Here is an 18,693-nt window from a genome sequence, read left to right as displayed (position 1 = left end):
TTATGTGTTTTCATAATTCAATGTCAAAGAAGGCCCAACGTTTGGCAGCCCGGTACGGGAAACAATTGAATATTATTGAAATCGCGGAAAAAATTATCCAGGAACAATATCATGTCTCCGCATTCAATAATCCCGACTTCCCTATCATCACCACCGATCCGGAGATACAAGTCTACAAATGGGGATTGATCCCGTTTTGGATAAAGAACGAGGAAGCAGCCAACGAAATCAGGACCAGAACATACAACGCAAGGGCTGAAAGTATATTTGAAAAACCATCGTTCCGGGGTTCGATCAACACGAAAAGGTGCATCGTACCCTCCACGGGCTTTTTTGACTGGCGGCACGAGGGAAAGAAGAAAATCCCGTATTTCATACAGGTTAATGATGAAGATATCTTTTCTATGGCCGGGATCTACTCCGACTGGACTGATCCTCAGACTGGAGAAATTATAAAAACCTTCTCGATCATCACCACCGAAGCGAACGATTTAATGAAATACATCCACAACACCAATTCCCGGATGCCTGTTATACTCCTGCAAGAGGAAGAAAAAAACTGGTTAGATCCCCGGTTAACCAAACAAGAGATCGAAAGTTTTTTACATCCCTTCCCGAACACGCTTATGAAAGCGTACGAAATAAATAACGACTTCATCCTGAAAAATCCTCATGATCCGTCCATCATTGAACCGAAAAAAAGTGCATGATTCATTTGCGTCTCTTTTTGATCGTATAGGTAACCACTCCCCAAATCATAAAATCATTTTCTTCGGTTATTTTTATAGGTTGATAATCGGTGTTTGCAGGTAATAACCATATCGTCTTCTTTTCAAACTTTATAATCTTCAGCGTAAACTCTCCATCCACGAAACATACTGCCATATCCCCTTCCCGAGGTTTTATGGATTTGTCGATAATCAAAATATCCCCTTCCTCGATCCCTGCATCTTTTAAAGAATCACCCACCACTCTACCGTAAAAGGTTGCCGACGGATGTTTTATCAACTCGGTATTCAAATCAATTGATAAATCCATAAAATCCTGGGCGGGATTCGGGAATCCGGCCCGGATTCCACAATCAGCATAAAGCAGTTCAATGTGCATCGACGAATCACACGAATAAATTTCCAAACACACTTTCTTCTTTTCCATCCTGAATACAAATATAATACAACAACACCATATTCCATTGACAGATAATTATTTAATAGAATTATTAAACTTGTTTAAGAAGATCAACATACGAACACGCCTATTCTTTAACAGGTCAAAAAATAACACGACTTATGAGAAAAATTGTCGAAATACATAAAACTATTCCCCCGATCCACAATTTTTAAATCACCCAATCACTTAATCCTTTAATCACTTAATCCTTTAATCACTCAATCCTTTAATCACTTAATCCTTTAATTTCCTAATCGTCAATCTAAAATCTACAATCGTCAATTGTTTAATTAAAAGAAATGTCGTAACTTACAGGAAATATTCTCAAAAGGGGCTGTGTATTATATCTTTTTTTCGTTAAACCTAAAAACAACTACCAATGAAAAAAACTATTTTTATCGGCCTCATCCTATCCATGGCGATAGGTTTTGTCTTCACGAATTTTACCGCTCCGCAAACTACAGGAACGATTAGTGGAACAGTGTACGATGCCCTTACTCATGAAGTTTTGGAAGGAATTTTGATTGAAGAGGTTACAAGTACAGGAGTATTAAACTCGGAAAGAACCAATGTTAGCGGAAAATTTTCTATTTCCGTCAGCAACAGCCCTTCCGACTTAAGGTTTTCAGATCCGGATTACAACCAATACGGAACCAAGACCGTCAGTTTTGATTGGGAAAACACAGATTGCAGCGATGTCTCAGTCTATTTGACGCCAACATCATCCCCTGGTCTCAAATAGGCCAACGAACAGACGTTACAACCTGAAAAGAGGGGATTCCACTCCCCTCTCTTTTTATTCAGACTCTTTCATTTTTGTTAATCGCAAATCCCTGATTCCTCGATCCCCCAATCACTGAATCACTGAATCACTTAATCTCCTAATCTACAATCGTCAATTTACAATTACAATCGTCAATTCTTATTTAACGATCACCGTAAAAACAGAGTCCAGATCATGCATATACCCTTCGTTTTCTATCCTTAAGTCAATCACGTACCTGCCGACAGGAACCGTATGATTATAAGGCAATTCGATGATTCCTTTCCCGTACATCCGGAATTGTGATAAAAACCCGGCGTTTTCACTACCGATACTCCGGATCGAATAGCGTACCGGAGTTGTTCCCTCCACACCTTCCATACCTGTAGATTGCCAGGGAATACGGAATTGAATCCGGCGGGCATCCGTTACCGGGTCCAACACGGCTTTTACGATTAACGTATCGGGAGTATATTTTGCATTCCGGGTCATCAAATACCCCACTGTTATATCCTGACAACCGACTCCCGCAAACAGAACCGATAGGATAACCGATACTTTATATATTATTTTCATCTGTATTCGTGTTTAAAGTTCGACCATTTGATAACTATAACTTAAGGAGTGTACAATCCCCGTATTGGTCACAATATCGGCAGAAGCCACTCCCGCAATAAAGCCGTTGACCAAAGCATGAATACCCAAACCCTCGGGACCGATATCGGGGATACCGTTGTAATCCCCTTTAGTTCGAAAGACGCGTAACTCTATCCCGGTAAGCGTTTGCAGGATCGTCCCTCCCGTGAGGGTTCCCCTTACCTCGTAATCGAAATCCTCCTTTATCCTTCTACCGGGAATAATGTGGGATTTTACGAGACGTTCGCAGGTCTCTGCCGGGATGTCGGCAATCCGGTGATACAACCGATTTCCGGCACGATCCGTTGTCGTCAACAAAAATTGAATGATCGAAAGGTTCGTCGGCCCGAAAAAAGTGATCTCCGGGTATTCGGCAGATTTTCCCTCGAACAGGGGTACAAGTCCGGCCCGTTCGATCAACAAGACCGTGGAATCCCAATTCTCGTGATCCGACCGCAGGTACTCCCACATCGTGCAATCATGTACCCCATTCGCTAATCCCGTGTCGTGAAAATAGTTATCGTCACATTCCCATAAAAAGGAAGCAATCAAAACGATCATATATATCTTTCTCATAATCTGTGATTTTAATTTTGGAACCCTTGTTTTTTCCAATAGATATTTTGTCGCATAAGCGTATTATTAAAGAATGCACTTTTACCCACCGGGAGAAACAGGGCTCCGTCTGCTACATCCTGATCACTTAGCGTTTTAAATCCGCCTCTTAATTTTTCCCGGAAAGTCCCGTTACGCAGGATATCGAAAAAACGAATCGTGATTCCTTCACAAAACAGCTCCCGGTCCCGCTCGACTGCGATTGCCTCTTTCAGATCGTTCTCTCCGGCCGGATATTCTGCGGCTCCCGCCCGGCGACGGACACGGTTCAGATCGGCAATAGCGCCCCCGGTATCTCCTGTTTTAGCCCGTAGTTCGGCCCGCAGCAAAAGGATATCGGCCAACCGGATTATAATCTGGTTACCCTCGTATCCTTTCAACCTCCCATCCAGTGGTCCTCCCACGTAAATGACAACGTGCCGTATCTTTCGTATATAGGCTCTTCCCCTCGTGATGGCAGTCGATACTCCGGCCATGCTATCCAATTTATAAAAATACTCTTCCCGCCGCTGATCCGTTTTATCGGGATAGAGACGGTAAACCGCAGCACTGCTGATGGCAAGCTGACTTCTTGAATAAGTGGCCGGAGTGGTTAAAGGAAGAACGGGCCATCTTTGGCAAAGATCGGAATATCCCCCTTTGAGAGATAAATCCCCATCGGAATCTTTCCCGAAATCCAATTCAAAAATGCCCTCCCGGCTGTTTCCCAACATCACCGCTTCACATACTTCCCGAATCGAACCGACCAAATCGTACGAGGGATCGGAAACAACGGAATCACACTCCGCCAAGGCCGATCGGTTTAACTCCGGTTCCCGGTTTAATCCGGCTTTCCACGCGTACACCTGTGCCAATATGGCATGAGCAGCTCCTTTGGAAGGAATTTGTTTGCTCTCGATAAATTTTCCCTGACTGTCCTGTAAAGCATCGGCCCGGGGTAAAAGGTCGATAGCCTGTTTTAAATCCCGGATAATATACGCTGCAATCTCCTGCCAGGGGATACGTCCCTTCTCTCCCACGTCTTCATTGTGATCGATCCAGGGAGCATCCCCCCAATTGCAAATAATATAAAAATAAAGCCATGCCCGGACCACCAACGTCTGTCCCAAATAAAAACGATATCTTTCTTCAGGTAACGAAGCCCGGGAAATATTATCGAGAATCGAATTGGCAAGGCAGATTACATTATAATAGTCCCTCCAAAAAAGACGCGAATCCGAAATCTGATAAAACGAACGTAAATCGTTATTCACTAAACGCAACCAGGGAGCGGGCAACATATCGAATATCACTCCCCTATCCCGATCTTGCGGGTTACCGTTCCCCATCGCGTAACGAAATTGCAGATGCATTCCGTAAACGGCACTCTCCACATCCTGTTCGGTTTTCCAGTAATTGTTATTCGTAACGGAAATTTCCGGCTCCTCGTTCAAAAAGTCGTTGCATCCCCAACACAGCAACAACAAGGGTATAAAATAGATAATTCTGATCATCGTTTTACAAATTAACGGTTAAACCTAAAGTCACTCGCCGGGCCAAAGGATAATTGCTTAAATTATCGATGCCGGACACCATGTCGACGGATTCCGGGTCGGGGCCCGTGTAGTTTGTCCAGGTAAAGAGGTTCTCTCCCGACACGAAAACACGCACCCCAAACCCGATCTTTTTCTTTATCGTTTCCGGCAGGGTATACCCGACAGTCATGGTCTTTAATTTGATAAAGTTTACCTTCTGCACGTTGCTCGCTATATGGGTGGAGAAATCTTTCAAACCCATCTCCACGCTATTTCTCGGAAAATCGCTCTTGTCTCCCGGTTTTTCCCAGAAAGTGACCTTGGTCAGATCGGCAAAAACGGGTTTCACGATATCCTTTACACTTATTCCGAGAACCGTTCCTACGCTTGCTCCCCTCCCGGCATTCAGGATATGACGTCCCAATACGTAGTTAAACAATACATTCAAGTCAAATCCCTTCCAATTCAATGCGGAAGTAATTCCACCGTGAGCGATGGGGAGCGGTGAACCGACATACACCCTATCGTCGGCATACGGCAAGTCAGCCTCTATCCTACCGTTTCCGTCCGTATCGACAAAAACCCGGTTTCCCGGACGATAGAACTGATTCGTGGAGACACAAAGAGGCGTGTACCTCCCGCTCTGATAGGTATAGGGAACTTCTTTCTGATCCGAGTAATAACCGTTCGTCTGAAAAGCGTAAATTCCGTTCAGGGGTTTCCCGATAATATTCAAATTATTGTACCTGTTCTCCGTCCAAAAGTCTCTCCCGTTCGTACTTTTTTCCAAGCGATTCCAGTTACGGGCGATATTAAAGGTCATGTTCCATTGCCATTTGCTCTTCCGGATAATATCCCATTTCACCTGTAATTCCACCCCTTCGTTCGAAATAGCATAAGCATTCTGCCATTGCAAGAGAAATCCCGAATAGTCTCCCGGTAACCCGACCTTATACAACAACTTATCCGTGTAGCGGTAATAGTAATCGAAAGTAATTCCCAATCTATAATTGAAAAAATCGAGGTCTATTCCCGCATCCCATTGCCGGGTCTCCTCCCAGGTCAGTTCCCGGTTGATCAACCCTTCCGCCAAATAGGGCTGAACCGTCGGCTTTCCTAAAAAAGGATCTCCCGGGAGCAATAAACCGTAAGCGATATAAGGCTGGTCGAATTGCCTTCCCGACTTCCCCAGGCTCACCCTGATCTTCCCGTACTCCAACACGTTTCGACTCCAATCCATAAAAGGCTCTTCCGAAAAGGCATATCCCACGGCATAAGAGGGAAAAGTCCCCCAACGCACCTTTTCTCCGAACTTGGAAGAGGCATCCCGGCGTAAGGTAAAGGAAGCCAGATATTTTTGTTTAAAATTGTAATTGATTCGTCCGAAGAGGCCGACCATGGTACTCTTTTCCCGGCTGCTCATAAAATCCTTCAATACCCGTTTGTCCGGTACATCGAACACGTTTCCCCTCCACGACACGTAATGGATCAGATCGCTCGGGGCCCGCTTCCCCCACCCCTTGTTAAAATTCATCTCGTCCGCCTGCAAAGAGAGTCCGACCAATAGATCGATGGCATGATCCTCCCTAAAACGACGCTTGTACGTCAGCAGGTTTTCATTTAGCAACATCAGGTTACGCCCGATCTGTCCCAACGAGAAAGATTCGTGATACTCGTCGAGTTTGGAAGGCGTAAAGAGGTTATGGTTTTGTTGCGAATAATCGAGGGAAAGCGACGACCTCCATTGCAATCCCTTGATAAACTCATAACTCAGATCGAAGCTCGCCCGCAAGCGATAGGATTCGTTTTTCTCGATAATCGAGTTAAAACGCTTCACCGTCTCCTCGAAAGCGGGATGCCCCGGGCCGGGATAGAGGGTCGGAAACTCCATCAGTTCATCGGGAATCTGTTCCAGTTCCATTCCCGAAAAGAAACCGCTGACGCTACTCAAACGGGAAGAACGTTTCCGGCCCGTGCGTGCCAGGTAGAAACGCAGGTTGGCCTCCATATTTTCAAAGGGTCGTATCGTAAAATTACTCAACAACTTGATCCGACTAAACCCGGTGTTACGCAACACGCCATCCTCGTTATAATAACCGAGCCCCACGTTGTAGCTGACCTGCCGGGTTCCCCCGTTCAGTTGCAGGTTGGCATCCGTCACCTTCGCCGTCCGAAAAAAGTAATCGAACATATTGGTCGAGTTGTTGTAGAATTTGTTCAGACTATCCTGATAAGGAGCAACCGAGGTTCCTCCTCCCTTGTTCCAAAAATAGTTGTAATGCAATCCCTTCCGTAAAGACTCCTCGTAGGACTCCACGTATCGATACGTATTGGTTTCCGGGTCGTAGTAAGCCTGTTGCAAATTCTTCAACGCCTCCATCCGGTGGTGTCGTTCTTTGTTTCCCCCGGTCAGATCGGGCAAGGAGGGATTAAAGGCAAAGGTACGGGATACGTTGATATTCACCTTAGCCCGTTCGTTCAAGCGTCCTTTTTTCGTGGTGACCAGAATCACCCCGTTTGCCGCCCTCGACCCGTATATGGAAGCGGAAGCGGCATCTTTCAGCACCTGCACGCTCTCGATATCGTTCGGGTCGATCTCCGCCACGGTATTGGTTCCGGTAATGGGCGAAGTAAACGACAGCATGGGAATCCCGTCGATCACCCAGAGCGGCTCCGACCCTCTCCGGGAGGCCTCGATCGAAAGGCTGTTAAATCCTCGTATGGTCACCGATATCCCGCCCCCACCGGGAGCCCCGGTAGCGTTGATCACGTTCATCCCGGGCACTCTCCCCTGTAAAAGATTGGCCAGCGAGGGGGTAGGAATATCCTTTATCTCCTCGGCCTTAACCGTGGACATCGCCCCGATCACCTCCCTCCTGCTCTGCGTCCCGTAAGCAACAATCGTCACCTCGTCTAACGTTGAAACATCTTCTTTCATCTTCACGGACAAAAACTTATCGGCGTTAAAATCCATTTTTACCGTCTTATAGCCCACGAACGAAAAAATCAACTTCCCCGTCTTTCGGGGAAGCAAAAAAGAAAAATGTCCCTTTTTATCGGTCGTACATCCCAGGAAAGTACTATCCAACCGGACGGTCACCCCCGGCATAGGTTCTTTTTTTTCGTCCACTACCCTCCCCTTGATCACGTAACTTTTTTGTCGGGTCGAATCTTGTGTACTCGCTCGCATCATCAGGGGAAATCCCACGAGCACCACCGTTTGCAACAGAATAATAATCACCCGAATTCGCCTACCGGGCAATTTTCGCTTAAACACTTTTCGATCATAAGTTTTTTTCATAACTTTGATTGTTAGTTAATAATTATTGACTGATTCAGGAGGAAGTGTCCACGTTTGCAAGACAGAGAGACGCTTCCTCCGTTTTTTATTTTAATCAGCAATCTATAGATTGCCAGTATTGGTGTGTAAAAATTATTCCTTTACATAAAAATGGAAAAAATGAAATCTAATATTGAGTTATACACCGTTCAGAAAGTTAAAGAACATAGAGAAGATGCAGATATGAGTATAAGATACTTTGCTGATTGTTTAAATGTATCACATCAATTTATCTCTAAAATAGAAGACGCTACAAGCGATAAAGCCTATAATCTCGATCATCTTAATGAAATCGCAAAAATTTTAAAATGTTCTCCCCGGGACTTTTTACCAGAAAAGCCTTTATAAGCTGTCGTTTTTTTCATAGTCTTAGTTTATATATTTCCTAATATAACAATGGGATAATATTCTATCATGCCCACAACACCATAAAAACCAACACACACCTTTTACACTACACATTGGCAAATATATAAACTATTTTTCAATAATCCAAATATTGATTATATCAATCCATCTTTATTACTTCAAAACACAACATAAACACTTAAAATACACTTCTCATTTTATGGATAGTAATCCATTGGTTTTTGAATACGTTGAAGGGAAATATCCCAAACATACAGAAGAAGCTTCGTTAGCTATTAGAAAATCAAAATTATAATATTGTATATTCCCCAAAAACGATTCTTGGGGTTTAAAACAAACCCCGAGAACCATCCTAAAGACCTCAAAAGATATTAAAACAATTTAGGCTCTTCCCCACACAATACTATCCCTCAATAATTGCCTGTTTAATAAGGCTTATTACATACTCTAAATGCTTATCGTCCGATACTTTTAACTCGTAATCACCGTTGCCTAAATGTCCCAATCCGGAAATATCCCTTGTTATCTTTTTCGGATCATCAAGAGTTCCTTTCTTTACATTGACAGCTATTTTTAGCCCTACTTTTTGAATCTCAATATCACAGATGTTCCGTCTGTCTTTTTTAAAAGCGATATACCATTTCTTAGGCTTAACCTCGATATCATCCGTCAAGTTAATAATTGCCGATCTGTATTTTTCGTATAACGCAATAACCTCTTCCGATCTATTGGATAAAAGATTTTCTTCCGTGTATACCTTAATTTCGTCGACGATACTTTTATACTCCTTATTCCTTTGCGTAATCGGTTTTAAAATACTCCGGGTTCATTCTGGAATTTTTCAAAATGATACCTCATTTCATTTGTATTATCATTAAAGTATACAAATACTAAGGTTTAAGTATATCAAATCAAGGTCATTATATTTTATTTGCTCTAATGTCGTCATTGTTATTCTTTCTTTTTCGGTAATTTCTTCGTGCTCTTCTCCAACGCCTTTTCTTCTTTAGCCACACGGCGTTCTACCTTCTTTATATCTTCGGCTGGGGGCAGGTTTTCGGGCTGAATGCCTCGTTTACCTAGCATATCCCTTACGCTAAGGTTATTTTGAATGTGCTCACCTGTGATTGGAGCCTCACCCATCAAATCCTTTTGCTCCACGTTATAGTTGGTCATTTCTGTGGCAAGATTCTTTGCTACAATAGTCAGCGTTGGCAGGTGGTCGGCGAGTGCTCCGCTCTTTACTCCAAGTCGAAGTTTCATCTGTTCGGTAGTCCTTCCACCAAAGAGAGCTGCATCACCCTTCGAACGGATACGTCCAAAGCCTTTGTCGTCCACCCCACGTTCATAAATATTCTGACTGAGTTGTTTCTCGGATGCACGTAGTCTCTCCCTTGTCTCCAAGCGTGAAAGCAACTTTAATCGTTCCTCTATTATCTCCGCACGACGTGTTTGTACTGCAAAGTAACCTTGAGCAAAAGCTATCTCCTCTTTCTTGGGGTCACCATTCTGAGCTATCAAATAGCAGGCATAGCGGGTGAGCACGAAATCTTGTACGGGACGTTGACCTCCTTTGCCTATCTCGATCATTTTCGTGACTTCACGAAAATGATCATCCACGCAGACTCCCTGTGTTGTACACGATTCAATAGCACGAATAATGGCTACCACAAAATTTTCCCAGCGAGCATACCCTAATAGGGCTTGCAACTCACGGGCATACCACACCTCTACCGATTCTCTATTATCATCAGTTATCTCCTTTACAATGGAGTCAAAAGAGCTTTTATATTGACTAATACGTTGAATATCCATAGTCCCTAAATTTTAATCTTTGCCAAATTATTTTTAATCAGTGCATTGAACTCACGTCTGTCATATTACAAAGATATAAAAATTTACGCTATATTAACCATCAAGGACGGTTCTCTATGCTCATTTCTAATTCCCAAGAACCGTCCTTGCAAAACATCACCCTTCAATAATTGCCTGTTTAATAAGGCTCATAACATACTCTAAATGCTTATCGTCCGATACTTTTAACTCGTAATCACCGTTGCCTAAATGTCCCAATCCGGAAATATCCCTTGTTATCTTTTTCGGATCATCAAGAGTTCCTTTCTTCACATTAATCGCTATCTTAAGACCTACTTTCTGAATCTCGATATCACAAATGTTCCGTCTGTCTTTTTTAAAAGCAATGTACCATTTCTGAGGCTTAACCTCGATATCATCCGTCAAGTTAATAATTGCCGATCTATACTTTTCGCATAATGTAACAACATCTTCTGATTTATTGGATAAAAGATTTTCTTCCGTGTATACCTTAATTTCGTCGACGACACTTTTATACTCCTTATTCCTTTGCGTAATCGGTTTTATACTCTCCGCGGCTTTGCTCTTTTTAATAGGAGTAATCAATAGATGATCTCCGTATCGTTTGACCTCGTACAACTCGATGGCTATATCTTTAAAATTAGTCGCCTCGATCTGATTATCTGTAAAATCGGAAGATACGAACACTACCCGACTCTGCGACCAATCAACATCATTACGCGATAATGTCTTACTCGGGTTCTGTTCATTGTATTCCAGTATAAAATCCGCTTTATTCTGAAGCATTAAACTCAAGTACGTAAACCCCTGATCTACCACACTACTATTCCGATCACGCTTGTACTCGATAATCACAAAAGCCTTTGATTCCTGATCAAACGCAAGCGTATCGACCCGCTTGTTCTTAATAACGAACTCGGATTTTACTAACATTAACCCCATAATCTGAGGTAGATTAGCTTCAAATATATTCTGTAACTCTCGTTCTTTCTTAAACGGGGTCTCTCTCAAAGACTCAAGACTTTTTGATATTTTGTAAAGTGATGGTTGCATCATTAATTCTTCTTTAGATCACATTCTAACCCTGAACAAGAACTTGTGTCACTTGCATTTTTTTGAGTTTTACAAAGATATAAAAGAAGATATTATAAAAAAAGCTCTATAATTTCAAATTTCAAATTAATTATTCCAAGTATCGTCTCCGATTATTTAATTCATTTTTCCATACACTCCACCATATTTTCCATAATTCAATTAATAGGGCTTGTCTTGAAACCGGAGGGAGCAGTAGCACCCATTTCAATTCGAAATCATTAGACAGTTCTCTTTTTTAAAAATTTGCGTAACATCGGAATACGTTTGAAGATATGGCCAATAGATAGTACGCTCGTTACAATCCCTATCTTATAATGCCATAATCCTATATTGGAGTTCGCCCCGTCCATACAGAGCAAAACGATACCCGTGACCGTAACAAATACAAACAGCACGGATAAACATAACGTAACCCTGCTTTTCTTTCCTACTCCTTTATTCACAATTCCCTTGTACCAATTCCAGTGTGTTGTTATATGGCATATTCCAAAAATAAAAAACAAAAGACTCATCACTACATGAAAAACGGCCCAATTATGCCATATTTCATGGTTGTTTCCATGACCGGCAACGTGCAGTTCTATTCCGGTATACAAGGAAAAGATAAACGAGGGAATTAATAACCAGTCTATTAAAAAAATATTCTTTATCATGTTTCTGTTTTTATGTAGACGGGGCCAAGTTCGCCATTTTATCAGAAACGAGACGATAACAATTGTAAAGAAATGGCATTAACGCCTATTCCTAATTCGGGACAAGGACACGGGGGTAATTCCAAGATAAGATGCTATATAATGCTGCGGAACTCGCTGTATGATGTGGGGACATTCTTTCAATAATTCCTTATATCGTTGTGCCGGAGTGCTCTTTATTCGAGAAAGGAATAATCGTTGATAAACATGAAAACGATCTATGAGTTTCTCTTCATACACTTTTCTTAACAAGGGAATCTGCTCGACAAGAGTGTAAAAATGCTCCTTTTTTACAGAGAAGACCTCGGATGGCTCTATACTTTCCAATGAAAAAAGACTCGGTTGACTTTTGTACAGGCTATCAAACGAAGCCACAAAGTCGCCCTCAAAAAAAAATTGAAAGGTAACATCTTTCTCCTCGTTGCAGAAAAAAAGGCGCAAGCAGCCTTTTCTAATCAAATACAACGTGTCGGCTATCTTACCTTCATTTAGCAATATTGTTTTTGAAGGAAGAGATAACCCATTGACATTCTTATAAAAATGCTCTAAAATACAACATTCTTTCGAAGACAATTTTTCTACCAAAGAGCCAAATAAGTTGCTTGAACAGTCGTTTATCATATTTGCAAATATAAAAAAAGTATGTATGGTATACCTTTATGAATGGGCTCTTTTTTATATCTCTCGGGAACGGTTTCCGGAAATTAAAACAAACCTCGAGAATCTTCCTAAAGATCAAATAAATTATTCAAAACCATACTATCCCGTTTTCATTACCACGATATTGCAAGATCAATATTAAAAACAGAAAAAAACTATATCATTCCTTTCAGATTAAAATGTAAAAAATATCTTCTTTATTTGGTGTTGTTAAATCTGTATTCAAACGAAAGTGAAAAATAAGAGGAGGATAACTGTCGCCACGTATTATTAACATACTGGTCATTTACAGAAGTCACAAAATTAGTTGTGCGATCAAGAATATTATAAGCATTAAAACTTACCAGACCTTTACGATTTTTGAATACCCGACAGCCCATAGAAGCATTTAGAATATGGTTTTCCACGGTTTTCGAATAAGTTCCTTTGAGGTATTCAAACGTGTAAGAGCTTGTCAAATAAACTCTTTTAAGAAAATCCCAACGGAATTTTGCTTTCAATACCTCATTTACCCCTTCATCTATTTGCGCGTTACCGTTTTCAAACCATCGGTATCGAGTGTCATTGCTAATTTCACCCCTGAATTTAGATGATAAATTCATAACCAAATTTGCCGAAAAATTACTAATTTGTTCATGGGTACGGACCAATCTATCTTCAATGCCGACTTGTGGATTCTGATAATGATACTCCAATTTAAAATCAACGATAGATTTGATTTTATCCCAACGAACTTTATAGGACAAATTGGCTCCGGTTCGCAAAAAATCATCGGCATTCACCGGAATTGTCAAAGTAGCTCCTGCCGGTGCTTCATAATTATCGTATTGAGGAAGAACTGTCGAATTTTTGAAATACATACGACTGTAAACTATGCTGTTATGATTTATCGAAAAGTCTACACCGAAACTAATCGCACGAGGGATATTTTGTTTACGATTATATGAAGTAAAAGACACGATGTACGTTTTAGAGTCTTTAAGATCAGGATTACCCGCAAAAAGGAACATGGGATTATTATCATTTATGACTGTTATCATATGACTGTTAGAAGGTACCGATTGCGAGGTTGACAAAGATATATCATAAGTACGCTTCGTGAAAGAATAGCCGTAAGTGATGGCCGGGAGAAAAGCGTGAAATGAGCGATACACTTTATCATAAACAGGTAACTTATCTCTCCGGTTCATAAAAGTGCCGGTATATGCAAGATTTACATTTAATGAATGTTTTCCATTACCAAAATAATACACAACATCCTCATTAACAATTGTTTGACTTAAAGTATAATCAACTGAAAGAGAACGATCCATATCTCCGGTAATCCTATTCAACGCCACATTATAAAAGGACAAGTTTTCATATTTAACTTTAGAAATAAAAGAGAACGATCCCGCTTTTTTAAAATTTACATTATATTCAACACTCGGTACTATATTCCAATCAGGTCTTTTGGTAGTTATATTTAATACGGTTCTCTCTTTAAATCCAACGGTAAAAGTGGTATCGTTTCGAATTTCATTACCATTTGACTTATTAATATTCGAATAAACGGATACTTTCAACCCTCCGATCCCTATATTTTTAGTAAAACTTACTGCCGGACTTATGTTTACGCTATTATTATCAGAATGACCGACTCTTTCTGTTTTTGTTAGCAAAACATCATCTCTGTAAGTATCCGAATAATAATCCGAAAGATCTGCACTTTTATAAATTCCGATGTCACAAGAGGCATCTATATTAACTTTTCGTTGCTTCAGGTAATTGTATTCCAATTTAATCCTATGATTTTTCTCATCGTTTTCATTATAATTAAAATTTTCAGAGAATTGCGATTGGAATTGATCGGTTGGAAAATAGTTTATGTTCGATAAACTCTCTTCCGTCGAGTATTCATTACCATAATCATAGGATACAGCATAACGGTTCGATTCATTTATGGTACTATTAACTTCTGCCCCGGCATTCCATTTTCGCGTATACCCGGAAGGGGGAGACCAAATAATCAAATTACGATTGTCAATTCCTCCTTTCAACCTTATTTGTTGTTGCTCCCGGTAGAAACCGATATCTCCATTCGCGCAGTAGCGCTCCTGTCTGCCACCGTCTATATCTTTGTTTTTATCCAAACCACCCTCAAGCATCATATTTCCCGCCAAGTAAGATGTGAATTGTTGGAAAGTCATAACATTAACAACCTTCCTTTTCCGGGCGTTATCTCCACGTAAAATTTCATCTTTTTCATCAACTTCGTCATAAATCGCCATTACTGAAGCGTCTTTCGCATCAAGAGATTTCATCAGGGTCCTAACATCGTCCCCAAAAAGCATCCGCCCGTTCACCAACCCCTTCTCGATTTTCATTTTACCTATATATACATCGCCTTCCTCCGTAACCTTGGCTCCCGGAATTTGCCGAAAAATCTCCAACAGATTATCTCCCTCCATGTACCTGAAAGCCTGTGGATATACCATTAACGTGTCTCCTTTCTGTTTATACATTTCCCTGCGCACCTGAACGACAACTTCATCAATTTTTAACGTGTCCGGAATTAACTTGATTTTACCGAAATTCACCAACGGTTGATCCTGAGAAAGAATCTTTTTAAATATTTTATATCCCAAATGAGTAATTTCTAACACCCAACGTTTATCCTTATCGCAATAAACACAAAAATAGCCGTTTTTATCCACCGCAAAAGTTCTTACCGAAACGTTCGCTTTATTCGGGTTTACAAAATGAATCAACGCTCCGGGCAAGGGCTCATTAGTCACGGAATCCACTACAATAGCTTCATAAAAAATCATATTATATCCTATTAAAGTTGAAGAATTAAGCCTTACCCTATCCTCTGTAGTCAATTTCCCTTGCCATTGGGCCTTAACCATAGTGACTGTAAACGAAAAAATAAACAATTGCAGGCAAACAAATTTAAAAGCTTTCATAAACGTCTCACCATTTTATAGTTTGGAATACCAACAAAAACATATCGTAATCCGGGCCGAATACATCGGCCCGAATACTTTTAGTTTGCTGAAGATGCTGTCACAGTTATCGGTATAGTTTTAGATTCTTCAATTGCATCTGACCAACGACCATTTTCTTTAACCTTTACATTAACAGGAACATTCACATTATAAGTTCCAGATGTAGGAATAGTAATTCTAAAATTTATCTCAACCTTTGTCTCCGTTTTCGATTTCTCTATTTTCTGCACCATTGTCCCATCAGGAAAGCCGGTCGGAATTTGACATTTTACATCTATCGGATTATCACATTCGACAACAATAACAATCACGCATGTAGTACCCTGTTCAACTGATATACTATTAGGAGAAATAGTTATAACTGGCCGAGTTACAGGAGCTGCCGCCGATACAGGCAACATAATGAATATTAGGGTGATAGCGAAAAGTAATTTCTTCATAAGAACGTATTTTAAATCATTAACAACCATATAAATCCTTATAATACTTCAACTTCTTTTTTTATTACTTTAACAACAACTGTTTCGGTCACAGTTTTAGTAACTGTAGTTTTACCATCTTTGTAAGTCACATCTATTTTAAAAGTTAAAGTATATGTACCTGGTTGATCTATTTTCATATCAACTTGTGCTTCATACTTTCTATCACGTTGGTTTATAATCGAAGCTTCAAGTACACTCCCTGATGGAAAACCCGTGACATCAATAACGACCTCTTGTATAGTACCTGATGATAGTTCGACTAATACGTTAAAAACACATGTCTCTCCTACATTTACTTCTATAGATTTAGGAGAAACTTTAACCGTTGGAGCTGCAGTTACCCGAGAAGGCAAATAAGTCAATGCGAAAACGAGCGTCGCTAAAATCAATAATAATTTTTTCATAATTAAATAAGGTTTAGTTAATAAATCACAAGATGAATAAAATCACATTGCTATTTTACAAATTAAACGAAATAATAAGTTATTCGAAATATATTAAATCACAAAAATCATACAATTTAAGTTAAATACATGAAAATAAATTAAACAATTTGGTTTAACAAACTTTCAGATGATTCGGCATGTATCAAAACAATCTGCCCTATCCTTTTCATCGACACGACAGTCTGTTTCGTACTGACCGATGAAATTGGTTATTCAATCCGTAAAATTGATATCAACGGAATGAGAACTCTTCTGTAATTTTGTAATAGATAAACTGGTAAATCGACAGATAAGCAAAATGAGTTATTGAACGGAAAGGGGAGAAATAACCCTAACGCATTCATTATAAAAGAATAGAATCAATAAATAACGACAATAAGACATGGAAACAGTAAAATTACACAATGGCGTTGAAATGCCGATACTTGGTTACGGTGTTTACCAGGTAACACCCGAAGAGTGCGAACGTTGCGTAACCGATGCCTTGCGTGTCGGTTATCGCTTGATCGACACGGCACAAGCCTATTTCAACGAACAGCAGGTAGGCGATGCCATCCGGAAGAGCGGAATCGCCCGTGGAGAAATCTTTCTTACCACCAAGATATGGATTACCAATGGCGGCGAAAAAAAAGCGATGAAATCCATTAACGAATCCCTGCTTAAATTACAGACCGATTACGTGGATCTTTTACTCATCCACCAACCGTTCGGCGATTATTACGGAACCTATCGCGCGATGGAGGCTGCTTATAACGACGGAAAAACACGTGCCATCGGCGTGAGTAATTTCTATCCCGATCGCTTTATCGACCTCGCGGAACACGTGAAAATCAAACCGATGGTCAATCAGGTGGAAACTCATGTGTTCAACCAGCAGTTCAAGGCTCAGGAAATCATGGAGAAATACGGAACTCGAATCATGTCGTGGGGACCTTTTGCCGAGGGCCGAAACAATATGTTCCACGACCCTACGCTGATGAAAATCGGTAACGAATACGGTAAAACCGCCGCACAGGTTGCTCTGCGTTATCTGATTCAACGGGGCGTAATCGTGATTCCCAAATCCACCCGTATGGAGCGGATGCGTCAGAATATGGAAGTGTTCGATTTCACGCTCGCCGATGACGACATGTCGGCAATCGCCGCTTTGGACGAAGGCAAAACCCTCTTCTTCCCGCATTACGATCCGGAGTTCGTCAATTTTTTACTGACTTTAAAAGCAGATTGATTTTATGAAAAAGATAATTTTTATATTCATTGCGATGCTTACGACATTTACCAACATTACACTTATGGCTCAGAATAAAATAACCCAAACTGCCGGACGCACCGTTCTCGGTGAGTTCGCCCCCAAATTTGCGGCACTCAATGACGATGTTCTTTTCGGCGAAGCCGTCTGGAACGATTCCACGCTCAGTCTTCACAACCACAGCATGATTACCATCTCTATCCTCCTCGGCAAAGGAGTGATCGATTCCTCTTTCCGTTCGCATCTGGAGATGGGCAAAAAACATGGCATCACCCGCCGTGAGATTGCCGCGTTGTTGACACAAGCAGCCTTTTATGCCGGCTGGCCCAACGCATGGGCAGGGTTCCGCATGGCTAAGGAGGTTTGGGCGGACGAGGATGCGGTAACGGAGAAAGAACGTTTCCAGCAGGAGATGATTTTCCCTATCGGCGAACCGAACACGGCATATGCCGAATATTTCGTTGGCAACAGTTACCTCGCCCGTGTATCGAATTCGCAGATTCCGTTCGCTAACGTGACATTCGAACCGCGTTGCCGTAACAACTGGCACATCCACCGGGCAACGAAAGGCGGCGGTCAGATGCTCGTCGGCGTGGCCGGATGCGGCTGGTATCAGGAAGAGGGCAAGCCCGCACAAAAGATCCTGCCCGGAACGGTCATTCATATTCCCGCCGGCGTAAAGCATTGGCACGGTGCGGCAGCCGACAGTTGGTTCGCACACCTCGCCTTCGAGATACCCGGAGAAAATACCTCCAACGAGTGGCTCGAACCGGTGACGGACGAAGAATATGACAAATTAAAGTAAGGACATATAAGAGATTATTATTTCGGTGGTC

Annotated in this window: 18 protein-coding genes; 5 read left to right on the top strand and 13 right to left on the bottom strand. The window is 41.3% G+C overall.

Features of this window, described 5'->3' with window-relative positions:
• Positions 1–2: 2 nt before the first annotated feature.
• The gene (locus tag PGR74_RS01855) at positions 3–710 is read left to right on the top strand and encodes an SOS response-associated peptidase (RefSeq protein ID WP_041504921.1); all 708 of its coding nucleotides are present in this window, start codon (positions 3–5) and stop codon (positions 708–710) included.
• Between the two features lies 1 nt (position 711).
• Here PGR74_RS01855 and PGR74_RS01850 read toward each other — a convergent pair whose 3' ends face one another.
• Positions 712–1,155, bottom strand: a complete 444-nt coding sequence (locus tag PGR74_RS01850) for a LexA family protein (protein ID WP_041503726.1) — start codon at positions 1,153–1,155, stop codon at positions 712–714.
• A gap of 394 nt (positions 1,156–1,549) precedes the next feature.
• Here PGR74_RS01850 and PGR74_RS01845 point away from each other — a divergent pair, with 394 nt between their 5' ends.
• Positions 1,550–1,912: a hypothetical protein gene (locus PGR74_RS01845; RefSeq protein ID WP_041504922.1), complete on the top strand. Its 363-nt coding sequence runs from the start codon at positions 1,550–1,552 to the stop codon at positions 1,910–1,912.
• Between the two features lie 180 nt (positions 1,913–2,092).
• Here PGR74_RS01845 and PGR74_RS01840 read toward each other — a convergent pair whose 3' ends face one another.
• Genes PGR74_RS01840 through PGR74_RS01825 form a run of 4 tightly spaced genes read right to left on the bottom strand, consistent with a single transcriptional unit; the run spans position 2,093 to position 7,999 of the window.
• Positions 2,093–2,509, bottom strand: coding sequence for a hypothetical protein (locus PGR74_RS01840; RefSeq protein ID WP_270516645.1), 417 nt, complete (start codon positions 2,507–2,509; stop codon positions 2,093–2,095).
• Positions 2,510–2,521: 12 nt separating this feature from the next.
• Positions 2,522–3,145: a fasciclin domain-containing protein gene (locus PGR74_RS01835; protein WP_270516644.1), complete on the bottom strand. Its 624-nt coding sequence runs from the start codon at positions 3,143–3,145 to the stop codon at positions 2,522–2,524.
• A gap of 11 nt (positions 3,146–3,156) precedes the next feature.
• Positions 3,157–4,677 (bottom strand): RagB/SusD family nutrient uptake outer membrane protein, encoded by a 1,521-nt coding sequence (locus PGR74_RS01830; RefSeq protein WP_041504925.1) that lies wholly within the window; start codon positions 4,675–4,677, stop codon positions 3,157–3,159.
• A gap of 4 nt (positions 4,678–4,681) precedes the next feature.
• Positions 4,682–7,999, bottom strand: coding sequence for a SusC/RagA family TonB-linked outer membrane protein (locus PGR74_RS01825; RefSeq protein WP_270516643.1), 3,318 nt, complete (start codon positions 7,997–7,999; stop codon positions 4,682–4,684).
• Positions 8,000–8,158: 159 nt separating this feature from the next.
• Here PGR74_RS01825 and PGR74_RS01820 point away from each other — a divergent pair, with 159 nt between their 5' ends.
• Complete coding sequence (locus PGR74_RS01820; RefSeq protein ID WP_270516642.1) at positions 8,159–8,386, top strand: helix-turn-helix domain-containing protein; 228 nt, start codon at positions 8,159–8,161, stop codon at positions 8,384–8,386.
• A gap of 424 nt (positions 8,387–8,810) precedes the next feature.
• Here the strand turns inward: PGR74_RS01820 and PGR74_RS01815 are convergent, their stop codons facing one another.
• The 8 genes from PGR74_RS01815 to PGR74_RS01780 all read right to left on the bottom strand — a co-directional run bounded on the left by PGR74_RS01815 (position 8,811) and on the right by PGR74_RS01780 (position 16,566).
• Positions 8,811–9,170, bottom strand: a complete 360-nt coding sequence (locus PGR74_RS01815; RefSeq protein ID WP_270516670.1) for a DUF5655 domain-containing protein — start codon at positions 9,168–9,170, stop codon at positions 8,811–8,813.
• A 188-nt stretch (positions 9,171–9,358) separates the two neighbouring features.
• Complete coding sequence (gene dinD / locus PGR74_RS01810; RefSeq protein WP_270516641.1) at positions 9,359–10,222, bottom strand: DNA damage-inducible protein D; 864 nt, start codon at positions 10,220–10,222, stop codon at positions 9,359–9,361.
• A gap of 156 nt (positions 10,223–10,378) precedes the next feature.
• Positions 10,379–11,254: a DUF5655 domain-containing protein gene (locus PGR74_RS01805; protein ID WP_270516640.1), complete on the bottom strand. Its 876-nt coding sequence runs from the start codon at positions 11,252–11,254 to the stop codon at positions 10,379–10,381.
• A gap of 302 nt (positions 11,255–11,556) precedes the next feature.
• Positions 11,557–11,991 (bottom strand): DUF4405 domain-containing protein, encoded by a 435-nt coding sequence (locus tag PGR74_RS01800; protein WP_041504933.1) that lies wholly within the window; start codon positions 11,989–11,991, stop codon positions 11,557–11,559.
• A gap of 78 nt (positions 11,992–12,069) precedes the next feature.
• Positions 12,070–12,651 carry a Crp/Fnr family transcriptional regulator gene (locus PGR74_RS01795; protein ID WP_082027479.1) on the bottom strand — a complete coding sequence of 194 codons (582 nt, stop codon included), beginning with the start codon at positions 12,649–12,651 and terminating at the stop codon, positions 12,070–12,072.
• A 236-nt stretch (positions 12,652–12,887) separates the two neighbouring features.
• The gene (locus tag PGR74_RS01790) at positions 12,888–15,638 is read right to left on the bottom strand and encodes an outer membrane beta-barrel protein (RefSeq protein WP_041504934.1); all 2,751 of its coding nucleotides are present in this window, start codon (positions 15,636–15,638) and stop codon (positions 12,888–12,890) included.
• A gap of 80 nt (positions 15,639–15,718) precedes the next feature.
• Positions 15,719–16,120 carry a hypothetical protein gene (locus PGR74_RS01785; RefSeq protein ID WP_146216407.1) on the bottom strand — a complete coding sequence of 134 codons (402 nt, stop codon included), beginning with the start codon at positions 16,118–16,120 and terminating at the stop codon, positions 15,719–15,721.
• A gap of 38 nt (positions 16,121–16,158) precedes the next feature.
• Entirely contained in the window at positions 16,159–16,566 is a 408-nt protein-coding gene (locus PGR74_RS01780; protein ID WP_041503739.1) for a hypothetical protein, read from the bottom strand.
• A 424-nt stretch (positions 16,567–16,990) separates the two neighbouring features.
• Between PGR74_RS01780 and PGR74_RS01775 the strand changes: the two genes are divergently transcribed.
• Together PGR74_RS01775 and PGR74_RS01770 are read left to right on the top strand one after the other, a co-directional pair.
• The gene (locus PGR74_RS01775; RefSeq protein ID WP_041504935.1) at positions 16,991–17,836 is read left to right on the top strand and encodes an aldo/keto reductase; all 846 of its coding nucleotides are present in this window, start codon (positions 16,991–16,993) and stop codon (positions 17,834–17,836) included.
• Between the two features lie 4 nt (positions 17,837–17,840).
• Entirely contained in the window at positions 17,841–18,662 is an 822-nt protein-coding gene (locus PGR74_RS01770) for a carboxymuconolactone decarboxylase family protein (protein WP_270516639.1), read from the top strand.
• The last annotated feature ends 31 nt before the right edge of the window (positions 18,663–18,693 follow it).

The sequence above is a fragment of the Sanguibacteroides sp. AM78-02pH3A genome, assembly GCF_027666085.1.
GTDB classification, from domain to species: Bacteria; Bacteroidota; Bacteroidia; order Bacteroidales; family Marinifilaceae; genus Gabonibacter; species Gabonibacter massiliensis.
This window is presented reverse-complemented; position numbering and strand designations above follow the sequence as displayed.